This window comes from Peribacillus simplex, from assembly GCF_900156045.1.
Lineage (GTDB): Bacteria > Bacillota > Bacilli > Bacillales > DSM-1321 > Peribacillus > Peribacillus simplex_D.
On record NZ_FTMX01000006.1, the window covers coordinates 37,593 to 56,377 of the forward strand.

General features: G+C 44.1%; 12 protein-coding genes and 1 other annotated feature. Of the genes, 6 read left to right on the plus strand and 6 right to left on the minus strand.

Annotated elements, in window-relative coordinates:
- Window positions 1-35: 35 nt before the first annotated feature.
- The 3 genes from BW986_RS19955 to mnmL all read right to left on the minus strand — a co-directional run bounded on the left by BW986_RS19955 (window position 36) and on the right by mnmL (window position 2,094).
- Window positions 36-431 carry a hypothetical protein gene (locus BW986_RS19955; RefSeq protein ID WP_076370035.1) on the minus strand — a complete coding sequence of 132 codons (396 nt, stop codon included), beginning with the start codon at window positions 429-431 and terminating at the stop codon, window positions 36-38.
- Between the two features lie 134 nt (window positions 432-565).
- Complete coding sequence (gene mnmM / locus BW986_RS19960) at window positions 566-1,138, minus strand: tRNA 5-(aminomethyl)-2-thiouridylate-methyltransferase MnmM (protein ID WP_076370037.1); 573 nt, start codon at window positions 1,136-1,138, stop codon at window positions 566-568.
- Window positions 1,135-2,094, minus strand: coding sequence for a tRNA modification radical SAM protein MnmL/YtqA (gene mnmL / locus BW986_RS19965; protein ID WP_076370039.1), 960 nt, complete (start codon window positions 2,092-2,094; stop codon window positions 1,135-1,137). Before mnmL ends, mnmM begins: the two co-directional genes overlap by 4 nt.
- 168 nt (window positions 2,095-2,262) lie before the next feature.
- Between mnmL and BW986_RS19970 the strand changes: the two genes are divergently transcribed.
- The 4 genes from BW986_RS19970 to BW986_RS19985 all read left to right on the plus strand — a co-directional run bounded on the left by BW986_RS19970 (window position 2,263) and on the right by BW986_RS19985 (window position 9,478).
- Entirely contained in the window at window positions 2,263-2,769 is a 507-nt protein-coding gene (locus BW986_RS19970) for an SMI1/KNR4 family protein (RefSeq protein ID WP_179086121.1), read from the plus strand.
- A gap of 96 nt (window positions 2,770-2,865) precedes the next feature.
- Window positions 2,866-3,129 carry a DUF2524 family protein gene (locus BW986_RS19975; RefSeq protein ID WP_076370043.1) on the plus strand — a complete coding sequence of 88 codons (264 nt, stop codon included), beginning with the start codon at window positions 2,866-2,868 and terminating at the stop codon, window positions 3,127-3,129.
- Between the two features lie 154 nt (window positions 3,130-3,283).
- Window positions 3,284-3,515, plus strand: a binding site (T-box leader).
- 54 nt (window positions 3,516-3,569) lie between these two features.
- Window positions 3,570-5,984 carry a leucine--tRNA ligase gene (gene leuS, locus BW986_RS19980; protein ID WP_076370045.1) on the plus strand — a complete coding sequence of 805 codons (2,415 nt, stop codon included), beginning with the start codon at window positions 3,570-3,572 and terminating at the stop codon, window positions 5,982-5,984.
- 326 nt (window positions 5,985-6,310) lie between these two features.
- Window positions 6,311-9,478: a S8 family peptidase gene (locus BW986_RS19985; protein ID WP_076370047.1), complete on the plus strand. Its 3,168-nt coding sequence runs from the start codon at window positions 6,311-6,313 to the stop codon at window positions 9,476-9,478.
- Between the two features lie 848 nt (window positions 9,479-10,326).
- On the opposite strand, the gene BW986_RS19990 is transcribed toward BW986_RS19985, so the two are convergent.
- The 3 genes from BW986_RS19990 to BW986_RS20000 form a co-directional block, all read right to left on the minus strand.
- A complete protein-coding gene (locus BW986_RS19990; protein ID WP_076370050.1) occupies window positions 10,327-10,926 on the minus strand; it encodes a hypothetical protein in 600 nt (199 codons plus the stop codon).
- Between the two features lie 133 nt (window positions 10,927-11,059).
- Entirely contained in the window at window positions 11,060-11,554 is a 495-nt protein-coding gene (locus BW986_RS19995; protein ID WP_076370052.1) for a spore coat protein, read from the minus strand.
- A gap of 139 nt (window positions 11,555-11,693) precedes the next feature.
- Window positions 11,694-12,596: a glutamate biosynthesis transcriptional regulator GltC gene (locus BW986_RS20000; protein ID WP_076370054.1), complete on the minus strand. Its 903-nt coding sequence runs from the start codon at window positions 12,594-12,596 to the stop codon at window positions 11,694-11,696.
- Window positions 12,597-12,729: 133 nt separating this feature from the next.
- Between BW986_RS20000 and gltB the strand changes: the two genes are divergently transcribed.
- Together gltB and gltD are read left to right on the plus strand one after the other, a co-directional pair.
- The gene (gene gltB / locus BW986_RS20005; RefSeq protein WP_076370056.1) at window positions 12,730-17,280 is read left to right on the plus strand and encodes a glutamate synthase large subunit; all 4,551 of its coding nucleotides are present in this window, start codon (window positions 12,730-12,732) and stop codon (window positions 17,278-17,280) included.
- A 16-nt stretch (window positions 17,281-17,296) separates the two neighbouring features.
- Window positions 17,297-18,778, plus strand: a complete 1,482-nt coding sequence (gene gltD, locus BW986_RS20010; protein ID WP_076370058.1) for a glutamate synthase small subunit — start codon at window positions 17,297-17,299, stop codon at window positions 18,776-18,778.
- The last annotated feature ends 7 nt before the right edge of the window (window positions 18,779-18,785 follow it).

Genomic DNA, 18,785 nt, shown 5'->3' on the forward strand with positions numbered 1-18,785 from the left:
GAAGATAGAGCTCGGCAGCTTTTTTTTTATTTGGATCAGCCTGCGTTTTTAAGCATTTCGTTCGATTTGATGACCGGTGCCCAGAAAGTAACCGGATACATAAATTGGTTTAAATGTGTAAGTTCTTTTTTATTGGATAATGCGGTCGATAGAAGATAAATGGATTTGAAGGTCAAGTCATTGGCGAATAGGTCTAAAAGCGTCGCTTTCATATTCATGATCGCTTCATGGTTTTGGGTGGAAATCATTAAATCAAGCTGTGGCAGGAACTTATCAAAATGATGATCGAATTGTTTGAGGTCTTCCATGGTTTTTTGTTTTTCTGTCAACGAGTTAAGCGAGCTGACAAAATCCCCGTATTGCTCACTTGAATCCCTTTTGATTTTTTCAGTCAATATATCCGTCAGTAATGAAGTAGGCAAATGTTCCATTTTCTGCACCCTCTTATCTATTTTTTATCATTATAATCATTATAGACTAAAAATTCAAAAAGTTATGATTGGTAATTCTGCTGCATGAAAGTTGTTTTAAAAAAACACCGTTCGTATCGAACGGTGTCAAAAGTCTATCTCTTTTCCATCGCGACAATGAATGGCGGATTGTTTGATTGGTTGATGAACCCGTATTTCAGGATATGGGCTTTCTGTTGAGGGAAGTTCTCAACATAATCCATCAATGCATCCCGTTCTTCCGATCCCCCTGGATGCCCATGGTAAATGACGAGGATGATGATGCCTTCAGGCGCCAGCAGTTCGAACAGCTGTTCAATGGCTGATATCGTCGTATCGGCTTGGGTGATGATTGATTTGTTCCCGCCAGGAAGGTAGCCTAGGTTGAAAATGGCACCCGTGACCTTTCCTGAATGTTCATTCTTGATGTACTTGCTTAAATGTTCATGCCCATCGTGAATGAGAGTGCAGCGCTCTTGTAAATTCTCTGCTTCCAGTTTCGCCGCTGTGGTATGGAGCGCTTCTTTCTGAATATCAAAACTATAGACATGTCCGTTTACACCTGTAAGCCCTGCAAGAAAGGCCGTATCAAAACCGTTGCCCATCGTGCCATCTATGGTTATATCCCCGGGGCGGACTGCTTTTTCCAGCAGAATCCTGGCGAAAGGCAAAATTCGATCAAGCTTCATGATTGTACCTCCGTGTGATGATTTTTTCCCTGCCAGCTTTTGCGGCGTTTCAATTCGGCGTCAATGGCATTCAAGACATCCCATTTATTGACGCTCCACATTGGGCCGATCATCAAATCGATCGGACCGTCACCTGTAATGCGGTGGACGATCATTTCTGGAGGGATTATTTCGAGCTGGTCACATACCAGGCTGACATAATCGTCACGGTCAAGAAACTCGAGCAGGCCTTTTTCGTATTGTTTGACCATCGGTGTCCCTTTTAATAAATGAAGTAAATGGATCTTTATCCCCTGCACATCGAGTTTGGCGACTTCACGGGCTGTTTCCATCATCATGCCGTAATCTTCCTGAGGGAGGCCATTGATGATATGGGAGCATACGCGGATGCCGTGTTTGCGCAGTTTATCGACGCCTTCTTTGTAGCAATCGAAGTCGTGGGCACGGTTGATCATCGTTGCGGTCTTTTCATGAACGGTCTGGAGACCAAGCTCCACCCAAAGGTAGGTGCGTTCGTTCAATTCCGCTAAATACTCGACTACATCATCTGGAAGGCAATCCGGGCGTGTCGCGATCGAGAGTCCGACGACACCTTCCTGGGTCAATACACTTTCATATTTCTCGCGAAGCTCTGCCACGGGTGCATGCGTATTCGTGAACGCTTGGAAATAGGCCATATATTTTCCATCTTTCCATTTATGATGCATCCGTTCGCTGATCTTCTTAAACTGGATGTCGAGGGGTTCAACCCTGTTGCCCGCAAAGTCACCAGAGCCTGAGGCACTGCAGAAGGTACAGCCGCCATGTGCGACGGTGCCATCACGGTTCGGACAGTCAAAACCGCCATCCAGGGCAACTTTAAAGACCTTATGTCCAAAATGTTCCCTCAGGTGGTAATTCCATGTATGATATCGTTTGTTATCCGTTGCATATATAAACGGGTTTGCTTGATTCAAATCAGCAACCTCCTAAATAAAATAAAGAGCAACATATATTATACAACATTCTCGCAGCTAGGTCTTTTTTCGAAAAATAAGCGTATACTGTATACTTGAAGGCTAAACATTTTGCTGCTATTTCCAGTATATCTTTGAATGACTATATCCAATCGGGAGCTGATGGACATGACCGGTCAAGTTGAAGAAGCGATTAATCAAATGAAAAAGAAATTAGCCGAAAATAATCAGGTGATCGAAGTAAATGAAGATGGGTTCATATACAAAGCCACTTGCACCTTCAATTCACCTGCTTCGGAAGAACAAATTCATTCCTTTGAAAAGAAAACCGGACTGCTTCTGCCCGAGGATTATAAGGAGTTTTTAAAAATAACCAATGGATGCCGTCTGTTCGATAATGTGGAATCGGGTGGGGAAAATGATTTATACAGTCTGGATGATATTATTAATTACACATATGAAAATTCCTACGAGGGATGCTATAAAGTGGCCTGCATTTATCAAGATAATATCGTCATCGATGGGGAAGCGGTCGCTAAAGGCGATAAGGAGTATTTAATGGTAAAAGGCCATATCGATGATTTTGAAGAAGGCGAGAAACTCCATATGGGCTTTGCTGAATGGATCGAGCAGTTCATTTCCCATCAAGGTGAGAAGTTTTGGGATAAAGGTTGAATGCTCAAAAAAAAATGATAATCCAACCGTTATTTGCTCAAACTAGACAAGATGATTCCGAATCATCCAAATGAGACGCGAAGGAGAGGGTTTGAAATGGCAACCAGACAATCCGTCGATCATTTTTTAGAGCAATGTGAAGGGGCTCTCCATTTTGCAGAGTATGAATTTAACGAGGCCTCACGGCAGGAGCATTATGATGATGAACAATTTCAAAATTCGCAAAGGTATATCGAAGAGGCTTTGACGGATATGGAGCGATTGTATGCCAGTTCGAATGACCAGCAACGGGAAATGCTTTCGCGGATGAAGCAGCAGTTGAATCAATTGAGGAATGAAATGATCTTACTGCGACATTAAATGGAAGCAAGGGAGCTATGAATGTATAGCTCCCTTTTTTGCACAATTTTTCTTTAATTCGCATATATAATGAAAAACCTGTCGATAATGTTTATGTACGGCTATTGCAATTGTCGGTGAAATTGACTAGAATAAAATAAAATGCAATATTCTCATAAAGACTGTGATGAGGAATAGTAGCGGTTTAAACCAGTAAAGAGAGTTGACGGGTGGTGCAAGTCAACCTGGGATGGTCGTGAACTCGCCTTGGAGTCCCGGGTGTGAAGGTGAAAAGTAATGCCTGGCGTTTTAATCCATGTTACGGATGTTTTAAGCTGGGCGGATTTTAGCTATCGCCAATGTGGGTGGTACCGCGGGAAGATATACATAATCCTCTCGTCCCTATTTTGGGATGAGGGGTTTTTTATTGTTTTTTTATACGGAAATTAGGAGGAAATCATATGAGTTTTGACCATAGAAGCATAGAAACGAAATGGCAAAAGTATTGGGAAGGCAATAAGACATTCAAAACGGGTGAAGAAAGCGGCAAACGCAAATTCTACGCGCTGGATATGTTCCCATATCCTTCAGGGGCCGGTCTTCATGTAGGGCACCCGGAAGGTTATACGGCAAGCGATATCCTGGCACGGATGAAACGGGCACAGGGGTATAATGTATTGCACCCGATCGGCTGGGACGCTTTTGGACTTCCTGCGGAGCAATATGCGATCGACACGGGAAATGATCCGGCTGAATTCACGGAGCACAACATCAACACGTTCCGCCGCCAAATCAAAGCCCTTGGTTTTTCTTATGACTGGGATCGCGAAATTAATACGACAGATCCAGACTATTACAAATGGACGCAATGGATCTTCTTGAAATTATATGAAAAGGGCCTTGCATATATTGATGAAGTGGCCGTTAACTGGTGTCCGGCACTTGGCACGGTATTGGCTAACGAAGAAGTCATCGATGGGAAAAGTGAGCGTGGGGGCCATCCGGTCGAGCGCCGTCCGATGAAACAGTGGATGCTTCGTATCACGGCGTATGCAGACCGCTTAATCGACGATCTGAATGATGTGGATTGGCCGGAAAACATCAAGGATATGCAGCGTAACTGGATTGGCCGTTCCGAGGGAGCGGAGGTTACATTCAATATCGATGGCTTTGATGAAACATTCACGGTGTTCACGACTCGTCCGGATACGTTATTCGGTGCAACATATGCCGTATTGGCACCTGAACATCAGTTTGTCGATAAAATCACGACGGCTGATCAAAGGTCCGCAGTTGAGGCCTATTTAGATGAAGTGAAACATAAAAGCGACTTGGAAAGAACAGACTTGGCAAAGGATAAATCAGGCGTGTTCACGGGGGCTTATGCCATTAACCCGGTAAACGGCGAGAAAATGCCGATCTGGATTGCCGATTACGTGTTGATCAGCTACGGAACAGGTGCAATCATGGCCGTTCCTGCCCATGATGAGCGTGATTATGAATTTGCAGTCAAGTTCGACTTGCCGATAAAGGAAGTCTTAGCTGGCGGAGACGTGACAAGTGAAGCATATACAGGCGATGGACTTCATGTAAATTCGGAATTCCTTGATGGATTGAATAAAGAAGAAGCTATTTCGACCATGATAAAATGGCTGGAAGAAAAAGAAATCGGCACGAAGAAAATAACATACCGCCTTCGCGATTGGTTATTCAGCCGTCAGCGTTACTGGGGTGAACCGATTCCGATCATCCATTGGGAAGACGGCACGATGTCTGCAATGAAGGAAGAAGATCTTCCGTTGATTTTACCGAAAGCTACGGACATCAAGCCTTCAGGTACTGGAGAATCACCACTTGCGAACATATCGGAATGGGTGAATGTAACGGATGAAAACGGACGAAAAGGGCGCCGTGAGACAAACACGATGCCACAGTGGGCAGGCAGCAGCTGGTACTTCCTACGTTATATCGATCCAAACAATAAGGAAGCACTTGCAGATCCTGAAAAATTAAAAGAATGGATGCCGGTCGACATTTATATCGGCGGCGCCGAGCATGCGGTACTTCACTTGCTTTACGCTCGTTTCTGGCATAAATTCCTGTATGATATCGGTGTCGTGCCAACGAAGGAACCATTCCAAAACCTATTCAACCAAGGAATGATCCTTGGCGAGAATAATGAAAAAATGAGTAAATCCAAAGGGAATGTCGTGAACCCGGATGATATCGTTGAAAGCCATGGTGCCGATACACTTCGCATGTACGAAATGTTCATGGGGCCATTGGATGCTTCGATTGCCTGGTCCACAAACGGATTGGACGGTTCTCGCAGATTCCTTGACCGTATCTGGCGTTTATTGGTCAACGATGACGGTGCGATCACAGATAAGATGACAGAAACGGATGACACGGGCAAGCTCGAAAAAGTCTATCATCAAACGGTTAAAAAAGTGACCGAGAACTATGAGGAATTGAAATTCAATACGGCGATTTCACAATTGATGGTATTCATTAATGATGCTTATAAAGCGGATTCGCTTCCTAAAGTATATATCGAAGGCTTCGTAAAGCTGCTTGCACCAGTTGCACCGCACATCGCCGAGGAAATTTGGTCTAAACTGGGCCATTCCGAAAGCATCACATACGGAACATGGCCGGCTTTCGACGAAGCGAAGTTAGTGGATAACGAAGTCGAAATCGTCATCCAAATCAACGGAAAAGTCAAAGCGAAATTAATGGTGCCGACTGACACCACGAAAGAAAAACTGGAAGAAATCGCGATGGGTGATGATTCCATCAAAGAACAAATCGATGGGAAAACCATTCGTAAAGTGATTGCCGTACCGGGCAAATTAGTCAATATCGTCGCAAACTAAATAAAAATGATTGCAAGCTGTCCCGCATATTTTTACTGCTGGGGCAGCTTTTTTTCGCTGTCATCGGCCGGCCATAGGAAATAGGTCATGTTAGGATTTTCACCGATTTGAATCTACCGAATGTTGGCAACGACTATCGTCATGAGATGACCTTGGGGAGCTCAAATATCTTGCTTAATTGGTACATGTGAATCATTTTTCGACTTGATGGCCAAATAAATCAAGCATTTGACATAAAAAAGGGAAAAAATTGGTTGATATAATTTTACAGTGTGATAGTTTGGTATAGTACTGTTATTTTTTAACCAATTATTGGAGGGGAAATCGTGAAATTTAAGAATGTGAGTCGAATTACGGCATGTGCACTAATTTTTGCACTGATTTTCAGCTTGATGGTTCCGTTAAATTCTCAAGCTGCAACTGCAACACCCGTTGAAAATGTAAAAACGATTAAAAATGGGGACACTCTGGATGGAAAGTTTGAAAAACCGGATGTTCAATGGTACCAAATCAGTCCCACAACAGAAGAAATACAAAAGTTCTCCCATATTGAGTTCGAAGTCAATTCGGACAAAATCTTGAATATCTCCGTATATCAAGATAAAGAAAAAGCAGAAAAAGATGAGAGCAATTATATGGTCTCTTCTTATCCTGATGAAAAAGCCGTAGTCGATTTCCCATATGCCTGGGAAGGCACATATTATGTTAAAGTTGAATATTTCGGCGATACGGATGATGAGGGAAATCCGATCCCGGATGCGGAAAATGTAGCTGAATACTCCATCAATGCGCATTCAGTAACATTGCCGCCATCTGCCGGGGACGAAGGGGAGGAACTCGAATCATGCCCGGTTGAAGTGAGTGTAAATGATAAGAAAACGGGAGAATCCATGTTGAAAACACTCCGCGTGTTTAGAGATGAAGTTCTCACGAAGTCACCTGAGGGACGCACCCTTTCCTCTTTATACTATAAAGCTTCGCCATTCCTGGCTCTTCATCTTGCCGGGAATAAAACGGCAAGGGAAGCCGTTTATAATCACTTGGTCGAGATTAAGCCCCTTATTGAGGATCTTAATGAAAATGGAGCAAGCAGTACGGCAGTCATTAGCAACAAGCAGCAAGAAGCGATCAAGGCCTTATTCAAAAAGTCGACAGACGTCGCTCCAGCCGGATTGAAAAAGGATATGGACGCCATTGCAAAGAAAATCAATCTTGATAAGCTTGCAGGTGAAAGAATCGTCGATATCGCAAGCAAAGCGGGAATCGAACTTCCGGCTTCGAAAAATGTAAAGAACAAATATATCGTCAAACTTAAACCAGGGAAGTCATTAAGCGCTGTCCAATCCAAGATAAGCGGAAAAGGGTATGGAACATTATCGGCACCTAAGCAACAAGAGGTTCTGTATGATGATATGTATGTAGTGGAGTTAAAGAACCAAGCTAAAATGAGCACGGCGGCACTATCCGGTATCGAAAAACTTTCAGAAGTGGAATATATCGAACCGGTAAAAACGTACAAAGCACTTTCTGCCGACATTCAATCACCGTATCAATGGTCTTTGGATAACGCCGGTGGGGAAGAAGGCGTAAAGGGCGCGGACATCGATAACGAAAAACTGCAGAACCTTATTAAGAAACGTAATTTAAAAGATACATTGGTAGCGGTCATCGACACAGGTGTCGATGATTCACTTGCAGATCTTCAGAGTGTCGTTGAAATGGAGTCAGGTAAGAATTTCATCGATAAGAAAGAAAAAGCAATCGATGACAATGGCCATGGTACACATGTATCCGGAATCATCGCTGCCAAAGCGGATAATGGATATTCCATGCAAGGAATCAATCCAGTAGCTAAAATCATGCCAGTGAAGGTCTTGGACTCTTCAGGATTTGGAGACAATGAGAAAATTGCACTAGGCATTAAATATGCCGTGGATCATGGTGCAAAGGTCATAAACCTTAGCTTGGGCGGAGAATATAGCAGGACGATTGAATATGCCTTGAAACATGCCGCTGCCAAGAATGTAATGGTAGTCGTAGCAAGCGGTAATGATGGGATGGAGGGTCTTTCTTATCCTGCATCATCTAAATACGCCATATCCGTCGGTGCAACCAATGCACTTGATTTAGTATCCGATTATTCAAATTATGGATCGAAATTGGACATGGTAGCTCCAGGGACAGGCATCCCGAGCCTTGTGCCTAATGGGAATGTTACCTACATGGATGGAACATCAATGGCAACTCCCCATGTTGCAGCAGCTACAGCTCTGTTATTATCCGGAAACCCTGGGTTGAAAGTGAATGAAGTAAGGGAAATCCTTCATGAGACATCGGAATATGTCGCTTTTGAAGAAGAAGATAATGTAGATCCTTATGAGGACTATCAACCAGAAGATGGAGAAATCATAATCCCTGAAGAAGAACTGCCTGTCGGAAAAGATTTAGTATCTGGATATGGAAGGCTGAATGCATACAGCGCTCTTAGCGCAGTAGATTTACAAGCTAAAGTCAATCTTGTGATGGATACGCAAACAAAACTGACTGGTTCAGCTAAAAAAGGTTCAGTAATCGAAGTGAAAAGCGGAAACAAAACGCTCGGTAAAGGAACGGCGGCAGCTAACGGAACGTTCACCGTTACCATTCCGGTCCAAAAAGCTGCGCAGCAGCTTACTGTGAATATCTCTGATTCTTCCAAACTAGCAGTAACTTCAATCAAAGTATTCGTGAATAAGGGTGCAACCCCTAACAAACCAACTGTTAAAGCTGTAAGTGACAAAGATACGTATGTAACGGGTCAATCACAAGCGGACATGAAAATCACGATCAAAAATAGCGCAAAAAAAGTGATTGGTTCAGGTAACACGGACAGCAAAGGTAATTTCAAAGTGAAAATCAGCAAGCAAAAGGCTGGCACTAAACTTTCAGTCACAGCTACAGACTTAGCAAAACGTGAAAGCAAGGCCGCAACCGTGACTGTTCTCGATAAAACAGCCCCAGATGTACCGAAAGTGAATGAAGTAAGCGATAAAGCTACTTCAGTAACTGGTAAAACGGAAATCGGTTCAAGCGTAACCGTAAAGTACAGCAATAAAAACATCGGAACGGCAACCGCTGATAGTAAGGGGAACTTCTCCATTAAAATCAGCAAGAAAAAAGCAGGGTCTGCATTATATGTCTCAGCAAAAGACAAAGCGGGCAATACAGGAAAAGCGGCAAAAGTAACGGTTAAAGATAAAACCGCTCCAGGTGCACCGAAAGTGAATGAAGTAAACGACAAAGCAACAAAAGTAACTGGTAAAGCGGAAATCGGTTCAACCGTAACCGTGAAGTACAGCAATAAAAACATCGGAACGGCAAAAGCTGATAGTAAGGGGAACTTCTCCATCAAAATCAGCAAGAAAAAAGCTGGATCCGCATTATACGTCTCGGCAAAAGACAAAGCGGGCAATACAGGAAAAGCAACAAAAGTTACCGTTAAAAAATCTAAATAGCAATAAGAGGTGAAGGCCGTTTAACTTACAGGTTAAACGGCTTTTTTTTGTGAGAAAACGAATGAAAACACCGAGCGATGATGAGCGGTGTTTTTGCCAAGCTTTGTCACTGCATGATGTCAGATCTGGAGTTTCGCGTTATATTCTGAAACTTCACGTACTCGCCGTTCTTATATCATTAATCTGTTCAATAGTTGAGGCGAATCACAAAATATCACTGTCGGTAGTGATTTGGTATTGGAGGAAAGTAATCAAGAAAGTGATTAATTTAAGGGGATTAATATATATTGACTTCCGAAATGATAAGGAATTAAGCTCAAAAGCGGATTCCTTATTATTTCAAATGTATATACCTATGGCGGGATTTTCGAGGGTCCATATATCCGCCGGTTATTTGATGTCCGAGAGAGCTCGCGATGACTACTGCTGCAAAGAGGAGGATGATTTTCTTCAAATTAATAATCTTCTTTCCGTTTTATTATTTTTAAAGATTACACCCAAATGCCTCTTCCTTCAACCCCCTTTTTATGGATGTTGAATTAATTGTGACAAACATTAAATGACCGTTTTTAACTAATGTATCAAAGATAAAGTAGCTGGTATTTATTTGGAAGTGAAAGCTTTAAATAATGAGGATTATAAGAGGTTGTGAATTTAAGGGAGTCAGATCCTGGCGGACTCTCATTTGCTTTTTGATCCGCCAATTCCACCACTTTGATCTTGAATTGCTCTTAAAGCATGAGTTTTTCTTTCGGATAATTGGGATTACTGTAAGGCTAGGAAGATGACTGAAGGGGGAGGTCTATGCAGGGGAATGTTCAAATCAACTTGCCCCTGCATTTGTCAGCTCATTTAGTGAATTCACTTCTTAGGAGGTAGACAACATCGTATTTCTTCAACTCGTCCATATGGCTATCACTATCACCATAAAAATCAGTGGAAAGTGAACGTATGCCTTCGTTTCCGCTTGAATAGCATATACTCGCCAATGCAAGCTTGTTTGTGCTGTTTATTTTGAGTTTGCCAGCACTGCCCCAAACGCTGGACTCCATTTCATCAATGGTTTCAGGATAAGTGGCTGTATCCGTACCATTGTCGTTTTGAATGCTGATGTTGAACATCGATTGATTTTGGCCATCAACCGTTTTGGAAGTCGTAAAGATGATTGTCCCATTATCTTCGACGGCAGTTGTCATGCGTCCCATTTCAGGTTCGACAAGTTTGCCAAATTCATATTTTTCGACCCAGACTGACATCTCCTTGTATGTATCATCAACATTGAATTCGATAAGAAAGGAATGTTCACTTGAATTCTCCAGGATGGCTTTTTCCCTTTCTGTCAACTCAGGAACTGAAAGGTTATTCCAGGATTTTGGCTCATCAGCCTTACAGGCGACTAACGAAAACGAGATCAGTGATAGGATGATGGATAAAAAGATTTTTTTCATGATTCTCATCTCTTGAATACTATTTACCTAATTAAAACCAATTCTTATATATTATAACATTATAATAAAAAAAGGAATCGGAACGCGGCAAAAAGGCAAGCAATCAATCGTTATGCTTGCCTTTTTGTTGCATTTAGAATGGTTGGGAAAGAGCCTGATTGGCAACATCGACGTCATTTTGAAGCAATTGGTTCAAGTCGTATGCTGGATAGAGGTTTCGTTCATAAAGGTAGTGGAATATCTTGGTATGTGTATCGATGGCTCCATTTAAATGTTTTCTAAATACTTTTCGAAGGGAAGGGGTGGCTGTTTCAGTAATGGCACCTGCATAACTTTTGATGGATGATTTGGCAAAGCCCAGCAATTCCCCGGCAGCAGCTGCCGATGCGTCATCCCTTGATACATCATCATCCCGTCCCGTCTTAGGCGTCAATGGATAAAATTGCAGCAGATCCATGATGTTTTGGGTAAGGGAATCGATCGTTTGCCTATATATCGTTTTTAAAATGGGATCTTTTATTTTCGGATAAGCTTTTTTAAATTTCATAAGGGCATTGGACTGGGAGGCGACCAATTCATGAAGCTCGAGTGTTTCATGCCAAGCAAGATGTGAATGGGTGGGTTTCATGTAAATTCCTCCTGAACGAATAATCTTGATAAGTTATTCGAACGGTGGGCTATAGGTAAGTTGTCTAGTAAATTGTTTATGGAAAAGGTAGGTTGTCCCATCTTCCTTCACATTCACAGGTTAGAACGAGCGCCATGTTTTATTGATATTGCTCGAGAACAGAGAAGAACTTTTTGGCAAATTGGTAAAAAAGTTTTTCTGATGGTGCCAAGTCCCTGTTTTTGGGAGTGATGATGCCGACAGTCCGTTTGACTTCGGGTGTATCGATCGGAATTTTGACAGTCAGTCTTGGAATGACTTCATAAAAGGTACTGTCAGGGAGCAGACTGACTCCGATTCCTGCAGATACGAGCCCTTTTATGGAATCCATGTCTTCACCTTCCGAGGCGATGTTCGGTGCGAAACCGGCTGCTTTGCATGCTTCGAGAGCGATAGTGTGAAAGATGTATCCTTTTGGAAACAAGACGAAGGGATCATTTCGCAAGTCACTTAGACGCAGACTTTTCCTTTCGGCCAATGGGTGCGTTATCGGCAGTAAAGCGGAAATGTTTTCCGTGAACAGGATATGACCTTCGATATCTGGATCGTTTGTCGGAATCGGTCCAAGGAAAGCTAATCCGATTTCGCGATTTTTGACAGCTTCCTTTAAAGAGGAATAAGATCCCTGTCTTAAGTGGAAGCCAATATTCGGCTGCTCATCTTTAAAAGCGGAAATGACGGTAGGCAGTAAATGGGTGGAAAGGCTGGTCGGGAACCCGATTTTAATGCTTCCGTGTTCAGGGTCCAAAAACTCCTCAATTTGATATTTGGCATATTCTATCGCCTGTATCGCCGTCTTGGCATGAATCAAGAAAATTTTACCGATGGGTGTTAACTGGATATTCCGGCCGATTTTCTCGAATAAAAGAACGCCAAGCTCATCTTCCAGTCTGGAGATTTGCCGGCTGATTGCTGATTGTGCAATATGCAGGTGCTCTGCGGCTTCAGAGACGTGTTCCCTCTCGGCGACCTCAACAAAATAACGTAATTGTCGTAGTTCCATTTATTCATCCTCCTGGCATTCATCTCAAAGTGAGATAGATTCTACTAGAATTATATATTGTTTATATCGATTTGAAAACCTAGAATAAATGTAAGTGACATAACGGTGTAAGAATACGATGGGGGCGATTAATATGACATACAATCAAATACCAAAAGCACAAGGGCTCTACCATCCTGAATTTGAACATGATGCATGTGGGATCGGTTTATACGCTCATTTAAAAGGGCTTGCTACACATGACATCGTCAAACAAGGACTGAATATGCTGTGCCAATTAGATCATCGCGGCGGACAAGGCAGCGATCCCCTTACAGGAGATGGCGCAGGATTAATGGTACAGATTCCTGATGAATATTTCAGGCTGGCATGCCCGGAAATGAACTTGCCGGCAAAAGGACGCTATGGTGTAGGCATGCTCTTTTTCTCTAACAATGATGATGAACGGAATGAAATCGAAACTCGTTTGAATGCATTTATCGAACAAGAAGGCCAAATGTTATTAGGCTGGAGAACGGTTCCTGTTGATGCAGCGAAGATCGGGGAGGTCGGCAAGGAGACATGTCCGATGATCCGCCAAGTATTCATCGGGGCAAGCGAAGGGATGAACGATGATTTAGCTTTTGAGCGTAAATTGTTCATTATCAGAAAACAAGCTGAAAACTGGGCTCGTGAACGCGGCAATCGTTTTTATTTTGCCAGCCTTTCAAGTGCTACGATCGTATACAAAGGATTATTGACACCAGAGCAGGTGGATGCTTTTTATCTTGACCTTCAACAGGAGTCTTTCGTTTCGGCTTTCGCTTTAGTGCATTCCCGCTTCAGCACGAATACTTTTCCTAGTTGGGAACGGGCACATCCAAACCGTTACCTGATCCATAATGGCGAAATCAATACGCTTAGAGGCAATGTGAATTGGATGAAAGCGCGTGAACAGCAGTTTGTATCGGAAGCATTCGGGGATGACCTGCAAAAGGTCCTGCCTATTCTGGATATAGACGGCAGTGATTCCTCGATTCTTGATAATGCACTTGAATTCTTCGTGCTTGCAGGGCGTAAACCGGCACATGCGGCGATGATGCTCATTCCTGAACCGTGGACGGAGAATCCGCATATGACGAAGGAAAAGAAGGCATTTTACGAATATCATAGCATGCTCATGGAGCCATGGGATGGTCCGACGGCCATATCCTTTACGAATGGCAAGCAAATCGGTGCCATCCTTGATCGAAATGGTTTAAGGCCGGCAAGGTATTATGTGACAAAAGATGATTACATCATTTTCTCATCTGAAGTCGGCGTGATCGATGTGGAGCCGGAGAATGTATTATATAAAGATCGTTTAAGCCCAGGCAGAATGCTTTTAATAGATTTAGAGGAAGGCCGTATTGTTTCCGATGAAGAGATCAAGTCGGAAATGGCTCAGGAAAAACCATACCAGCAATGGCTGGACGAACAGCTTGTTCAATTACGTGACGAAGAACCTGTGCTCGAGGGGGAGCCATTGAGTGATTTATTATTCAGGCAAAAGGCGTTCGGATACACGTATGAAGATGTCCAAAAATATTTACTGCCAGTCATTAACGAAGGCAAAGATCCACTTGGCAGCATGGGGAATGACATTCCATTAGCGGTCTTATCAGATCGCCCGCAATCGCTATTCAATTATTTCAAGCAATCCTTTGCGCAGGTAACCAACCCGCCAATCGATTCGCTTCGTGAACAGATCGTCACGTCAACGATGACATTTCTGGGTGCGGAAGGCGATTTGCTGAAACCGGATGAAACGAACAGCCGCCGCATTCAATTGGATTCACCTGTATTGACGCCAGGTCAAATGCAGCAGTTGAAAGAAAATGCCTATCCTGAATTCAGGAGCAAAGTCATTCACACTTTATTTTCAGAAGATTTAGAGAGTGAACTCGATCGCATCTGCCGTGAAGCGGAACAAGCGATCGCTGATGGTGTCAGCCTTTTGATATTATCCGACAAGGATATGAGCAAAGAAAAAGCTGCAATTCCTTCCCTGCTGGCTGCGAGTGCCCTTCATCAAGAGCTGATCCGTCATGGGAACCGTACGAAGGTGAGCATTATCGTTGAATCGGGGGAAGCAAGGGAAGTCCATCATTATGCGTCCCTGATCGGGTATGGAGTGGATGCGATTTACCCGTATCTTGCTTATGAAACATATAAGCAGGCGGTATTGGAAGGCAGTTTGTCCATCAGCTACGAAGAAACGGTAAGGAAATATGTACGCTCATTGACAGAAGGCATCGTAAAAGTGATGTCGAAAATGGGGATTTCAACGATTCAAAGTTATCGCGGCGCACAAATTTTCGAAGCGGTCGGAATCGGTGCTGAAGTGATCGAACGCTATTTCAGCGGTACGGCATCGCAGCTTAGTGGGATCGATTTGGAAACGATCGCAGATGAGGCGTTGATTCGCCATAGGAAGGCTGCAGCTGATTCACTTGACCAAACTCTTGAAAGCGGCAGTGATTTTCAATGGAGAAAAACAGGGGAACATCATGCTTTCAATCCTAAAACGATCCATACACTGCAATGGGCCTGCCGGAAAGGCGACTATAATTTATTTAAGCAATATTCAAACTTGGCGAATGAAGAGAGACTCGGGTTTTTACGGAATTTATTCTCGTTCGATCAAAAACGCCAAAGCATTTCCATAGATGAAGTGGAATCCGTGGAATCCATCGTCAGCCGATTCAAAACGGGCGCGATGTCATTCGGTTCATTGAGTCAGGAAGCACATGAAACATTAGCGATTGCGATGAACCGTTTAGGCGGGAAAAGCAATAGCGGTGAAGGCGGAGAGCATCCTAGCCGTTACCAACTGGATGAAAACGGCGATGACCGCCGCAGCGGAATTAAACAAATTGCATCAGGTCGTTTTGGAGTGAAAAGCCATTACCTTGTTAATGCAGATGAACTTCAAATCAAAATGGCGCAAGGTGCAAAGCCGGGTGAAGGCGGCCAGCTGCCAGGGAACAAAGTATATCCTTGGGTCGCAGAGGTCCGTGGTTCCACACCAGGTGTCGGCCTGATTTCACCGCCTCCGCATCATGATATCTATTCGATTGAAGATCTGGCACAGCTGATCCATGATTTGAAAAATGCGAACCGTGATGCCAGGATCAGCGTCAAGCTTGTATCAAAAGCAGGCGTAGGCACGATTGCAGCCGGTGTGGCCAAAGGAGCCGCAGATGTCATCGTTATCAGCGGGTATGATGGCGGTACGGGGGCATCACCAAAAACAAGTATTAAACATACAGGTCTTCCTTGGGAGCTGGGCCTTGCCGAAGCACACCAAACATTGATGCTGAATGGCCTGCGCAGCCGTGTAGTCCTTGAAACGGATGGAAAGTTAATGACGGGACGCGATGTGGTCATGGCAGCTATCCTTGGAGCGGAAGAATTCGGCTTTGCTACAGCACCGCTAGTGGTCCTTGGCTGTGTCATGATGCGTGCTTGCCATTTGGATACATGCCCAGTCGGGGTAGCTACTCAAAACCCTGAGCTTCGCAGCAAATTCACAGGAGATCCGGATCATGTCGTGAATTTCATGCGCTTCATCGCTGAGGAAGTGCGGGAAACGATGGCTGAGCTTGGATTTAGAACACTGGAAGAAATGGTCGGCCGCACTGATGTTTTACAAGTGAGCGAGCGGGCACAAAACCATTGGAAAGCGAAGCATCTGGACTTGACGACACTTCTTTTCCAACCGGAGGGGATACGTACGTATCAACTTCCTCAAAATCATAAAATTGATGAATCCCTGGATATCCGTGAGATTTTACCGGTTGTGGAGCCTGCTTTGAATGACCAAACCCAGGTGGACGTAAGCTTCCCGATTACAAACGTGAACCGTGTGGTCGGAACGATTGTCGGCAGTGAAGTATCCAAACGCTATGGGGAAGAAGGGTTGCCTGAAGATACGATCACACTCCGCTTTACGGGATCGGCGGGCCAGAGCTTTGGTGCGTTCATTCCAAAAGGGATGTCGATGCATTTGACAGGTGATGTCAATGACTATGTTGGGAAAGGCTTATCTGGAGGAAAGATCATTGTCACGGCACCTGCTGGCAATCAGATTGAGGCTGGGGACAATGTAATTGCCGGGAATATCGCCTTATACGGTGGAACAAGCGGCGAGGCCTACATTAATGGCCGTGCGGGAGAACGATTTGCAGTACGGAACAGTGGAGTCAACGTCGTCGTTGAAGGAATTGGAGACCATGGCTGTGAGTATATGACAGGCGGACGTGTGGTCATTCTGGGCAACGTCGGCAAAAACTTTGCGGCAGGCATGTCAGGCGGCATCGCTTATGTACTTGCAGATGATGCAGAAGAATTCAAGGCATTATGCAATGGTGAAATGATAGAATTCGAGACGCTTGATGATATGGATGATGCAAACGAAGTAAAAGAAATGCTTTACAGCCACGTTCATTATACTGAAAGTGCCAAAGCATCGTATGTACTGGAGAACTGGGCGGATTTTGCTAAGAAATTCGTAAAAGTCATTCCGAAAGATTACAAACGGATGATCAAAAGCATCAATGAGCAGAAGGGTGCAGGGCTAACGGATGAAGAAGCGATCATGAGTGCATTTCAAGCAAATGCCGTTCAAGATAAAAAAATCACTAAACAAGCTGTGATGCAGTAAGGAAGGGGAGAGAAAGATGGGAAAAGCAACAGGATTTATGGATTACCCTCGAGAAAAACCAAAAGACCGGAATCCTCTCACTCGTTTAAGTGACTGGAGAGAATATACAGCTCCTTTCTCTGATGAAAAGTTAAGTACACAGGGAGCGCGGTGTATGGACTGCGCGACCCCTTTCTGCCATATGGGCATGGAATTGAACCGGGTGACAACAGGCTGTCCGATTCATAATCTGATCCCGGAGTGGAATGATTTGGTGTACCGCGGCAGATGGAAAGAAGCATTGGACCGTTTATCGAAAACGAATAATTTCCCTGAATTCACCGGGCGCGTCTGCCCGGCCCCTTGTGAAGGGTCTTGTACGGTAGCGATAAGCGATCCTGCCGTTACCATCAAGAACATTGAAAGGACCATCATCGACAAAGGGTTTGAAAATGGCTGGATCACGCCTCGCATCCCTGAAAGCAGGACCGGCAAGAAAATTGCCATCATCGGTTCAGGCCCGGCTGGATTGGCGAGTGCCGACCAGTTGAATCAAGCAGGTCATTCAGTCACGGTTTATGAGCGCTCAGACCGTGCAGGGGGGCTGTTGACATACGGCATCCCGAACATGAAACTTGAAAAAGATGTCGTTGCACGCCGAATTAAATTATTGACTCAGGAAGGCATCGATTTCATTACCAATACAGAAGTAGGCAAAGATATAACAGCCGAAGAACTGCAAAATCAATATGATGCAGTCATCCTTTGCACAGGTGCCCAAAAGCAGCGTGACCTGGTAATTGAAGGACGCGAGGCATCAGGCATTCACCTTGCAATGGACTACTTGACGACTTCGACTAAAAGCCTGTTGGACTCCAATTTTGAAGACGGCAAGTTTATAGACACAAAGGGGAAGGACGTCATCGTCATCGGCGGCGGGGATACAGGAGCTGACTGTGTCGCAACTGCCCTTCGCCAGGAATGTAAGAGCGTCGTGCAATTCGGGAAGCATCCAATCCTTCCGACGGCCCGTACATCTGATAATATGTGGCCAGCCTACCCGAATGTATTTTCCCTTGATTATGCGTATGAAGAAGCGGAAGCGAAATTCGGTGCAGATCCGCGTCAATATTCAATCCAAACAAAAAAAATCGTAGCCGATGAAAATGGCAACGTTAAAGAACTGCACACAATCTCAATGGAAAAAGTTAAAGGCGAAGACGGAATGTACATTTTCAGGGAAGTTCCAGGAACTGAAAAAGTATGGCCTGCACAATTCGTTTTCATCGCAATCGGATTTGAAGGAACCGAAATGCCGCTATTAACTCAATTTGACGTAGAAACAGTAAACCAAAAAATTGATGCCGTTTATGGCGAATACAAAACGAATGTCGAAGGGGTTTTCGCTGCCGGAGATGCAAGGAGAGGGCAAAGCCTTATCGTTTGGGCAATCAATGAAGGCCGTGAAGTAGCGCGAGAAGTGGACCGCTACTTGATGGGCGCAACAGTATTGCCTTAATTTTTAA

Bases quoted from the DNA above. Each gene is read 5' to 3' on its own strand.
- BW986_RS19955 (WP_076370035.1), bottom strand. From the start codon at position 431: ATGGAACATTTGCCTACTTCATTACTGACGGATATATTGACTGAAAAA.
- mnmM (WP_076370037.1), bottom strand. From the start codon at position 1,138: ATGAAGCTTGATCGAATTTTGCCTTTCGCCAGGATTCTGCTGGAAAAA.
- BW986_RS19970 (WP_179086121.1), top strand. From the start codon at position 2,263: ATGACCGGTCAAGTTGAAGAAGCGATTAATCAAATGAAAAAGAAATTA.
- BW986_RS19975 (WP_076370043.1), top strand. From the start codon at position 2,866: ATGGCAACCAGACAATCCGTCGATCATTTTTTAGAGCAATGTGAAGGG.
- leuS (WP_076370045.1), top strand. From the start codon at position 3,570: ATGAGTTTTGACCATAGAAGCATAGAAACGAAATGGCAAAAGTATTGG.
- BW986_RS19990 (WP_076370050.1), bottom strand. From the start codon at position 10,926: ATGAAAAAAATCTTTTTATCCATCATCCTATCACTGATCTCGTTTTCG.
- BW986_RS19995 (WP_076370052.1), bottom strand. From the start codon at position 11,554: ATGAAACCCACCCATTCACATCTTGCTTGGCATGAAACACTCGAGCTT.
- BW986_RS20000 (WP_076370054.1), bottom strand. From the start codon at position 12,596: ATGGAACTACGACAATTACGTTATTTTGTTGAGGTCGCCGAGAGGGAA.
- gltB (WP_076370056.1), top strand. From the start codon at position 12,730: ATGACATACAATCAAATACCAAAAGCACAAGGGCTCTACCATCCTGAA.
- gltD (WP_076370058.1), top strand. From the start codon at position 17,297: ATGGGAAAAGCAACAGGATTTATGGATTACCCTCGAGAAAAACCAAAA.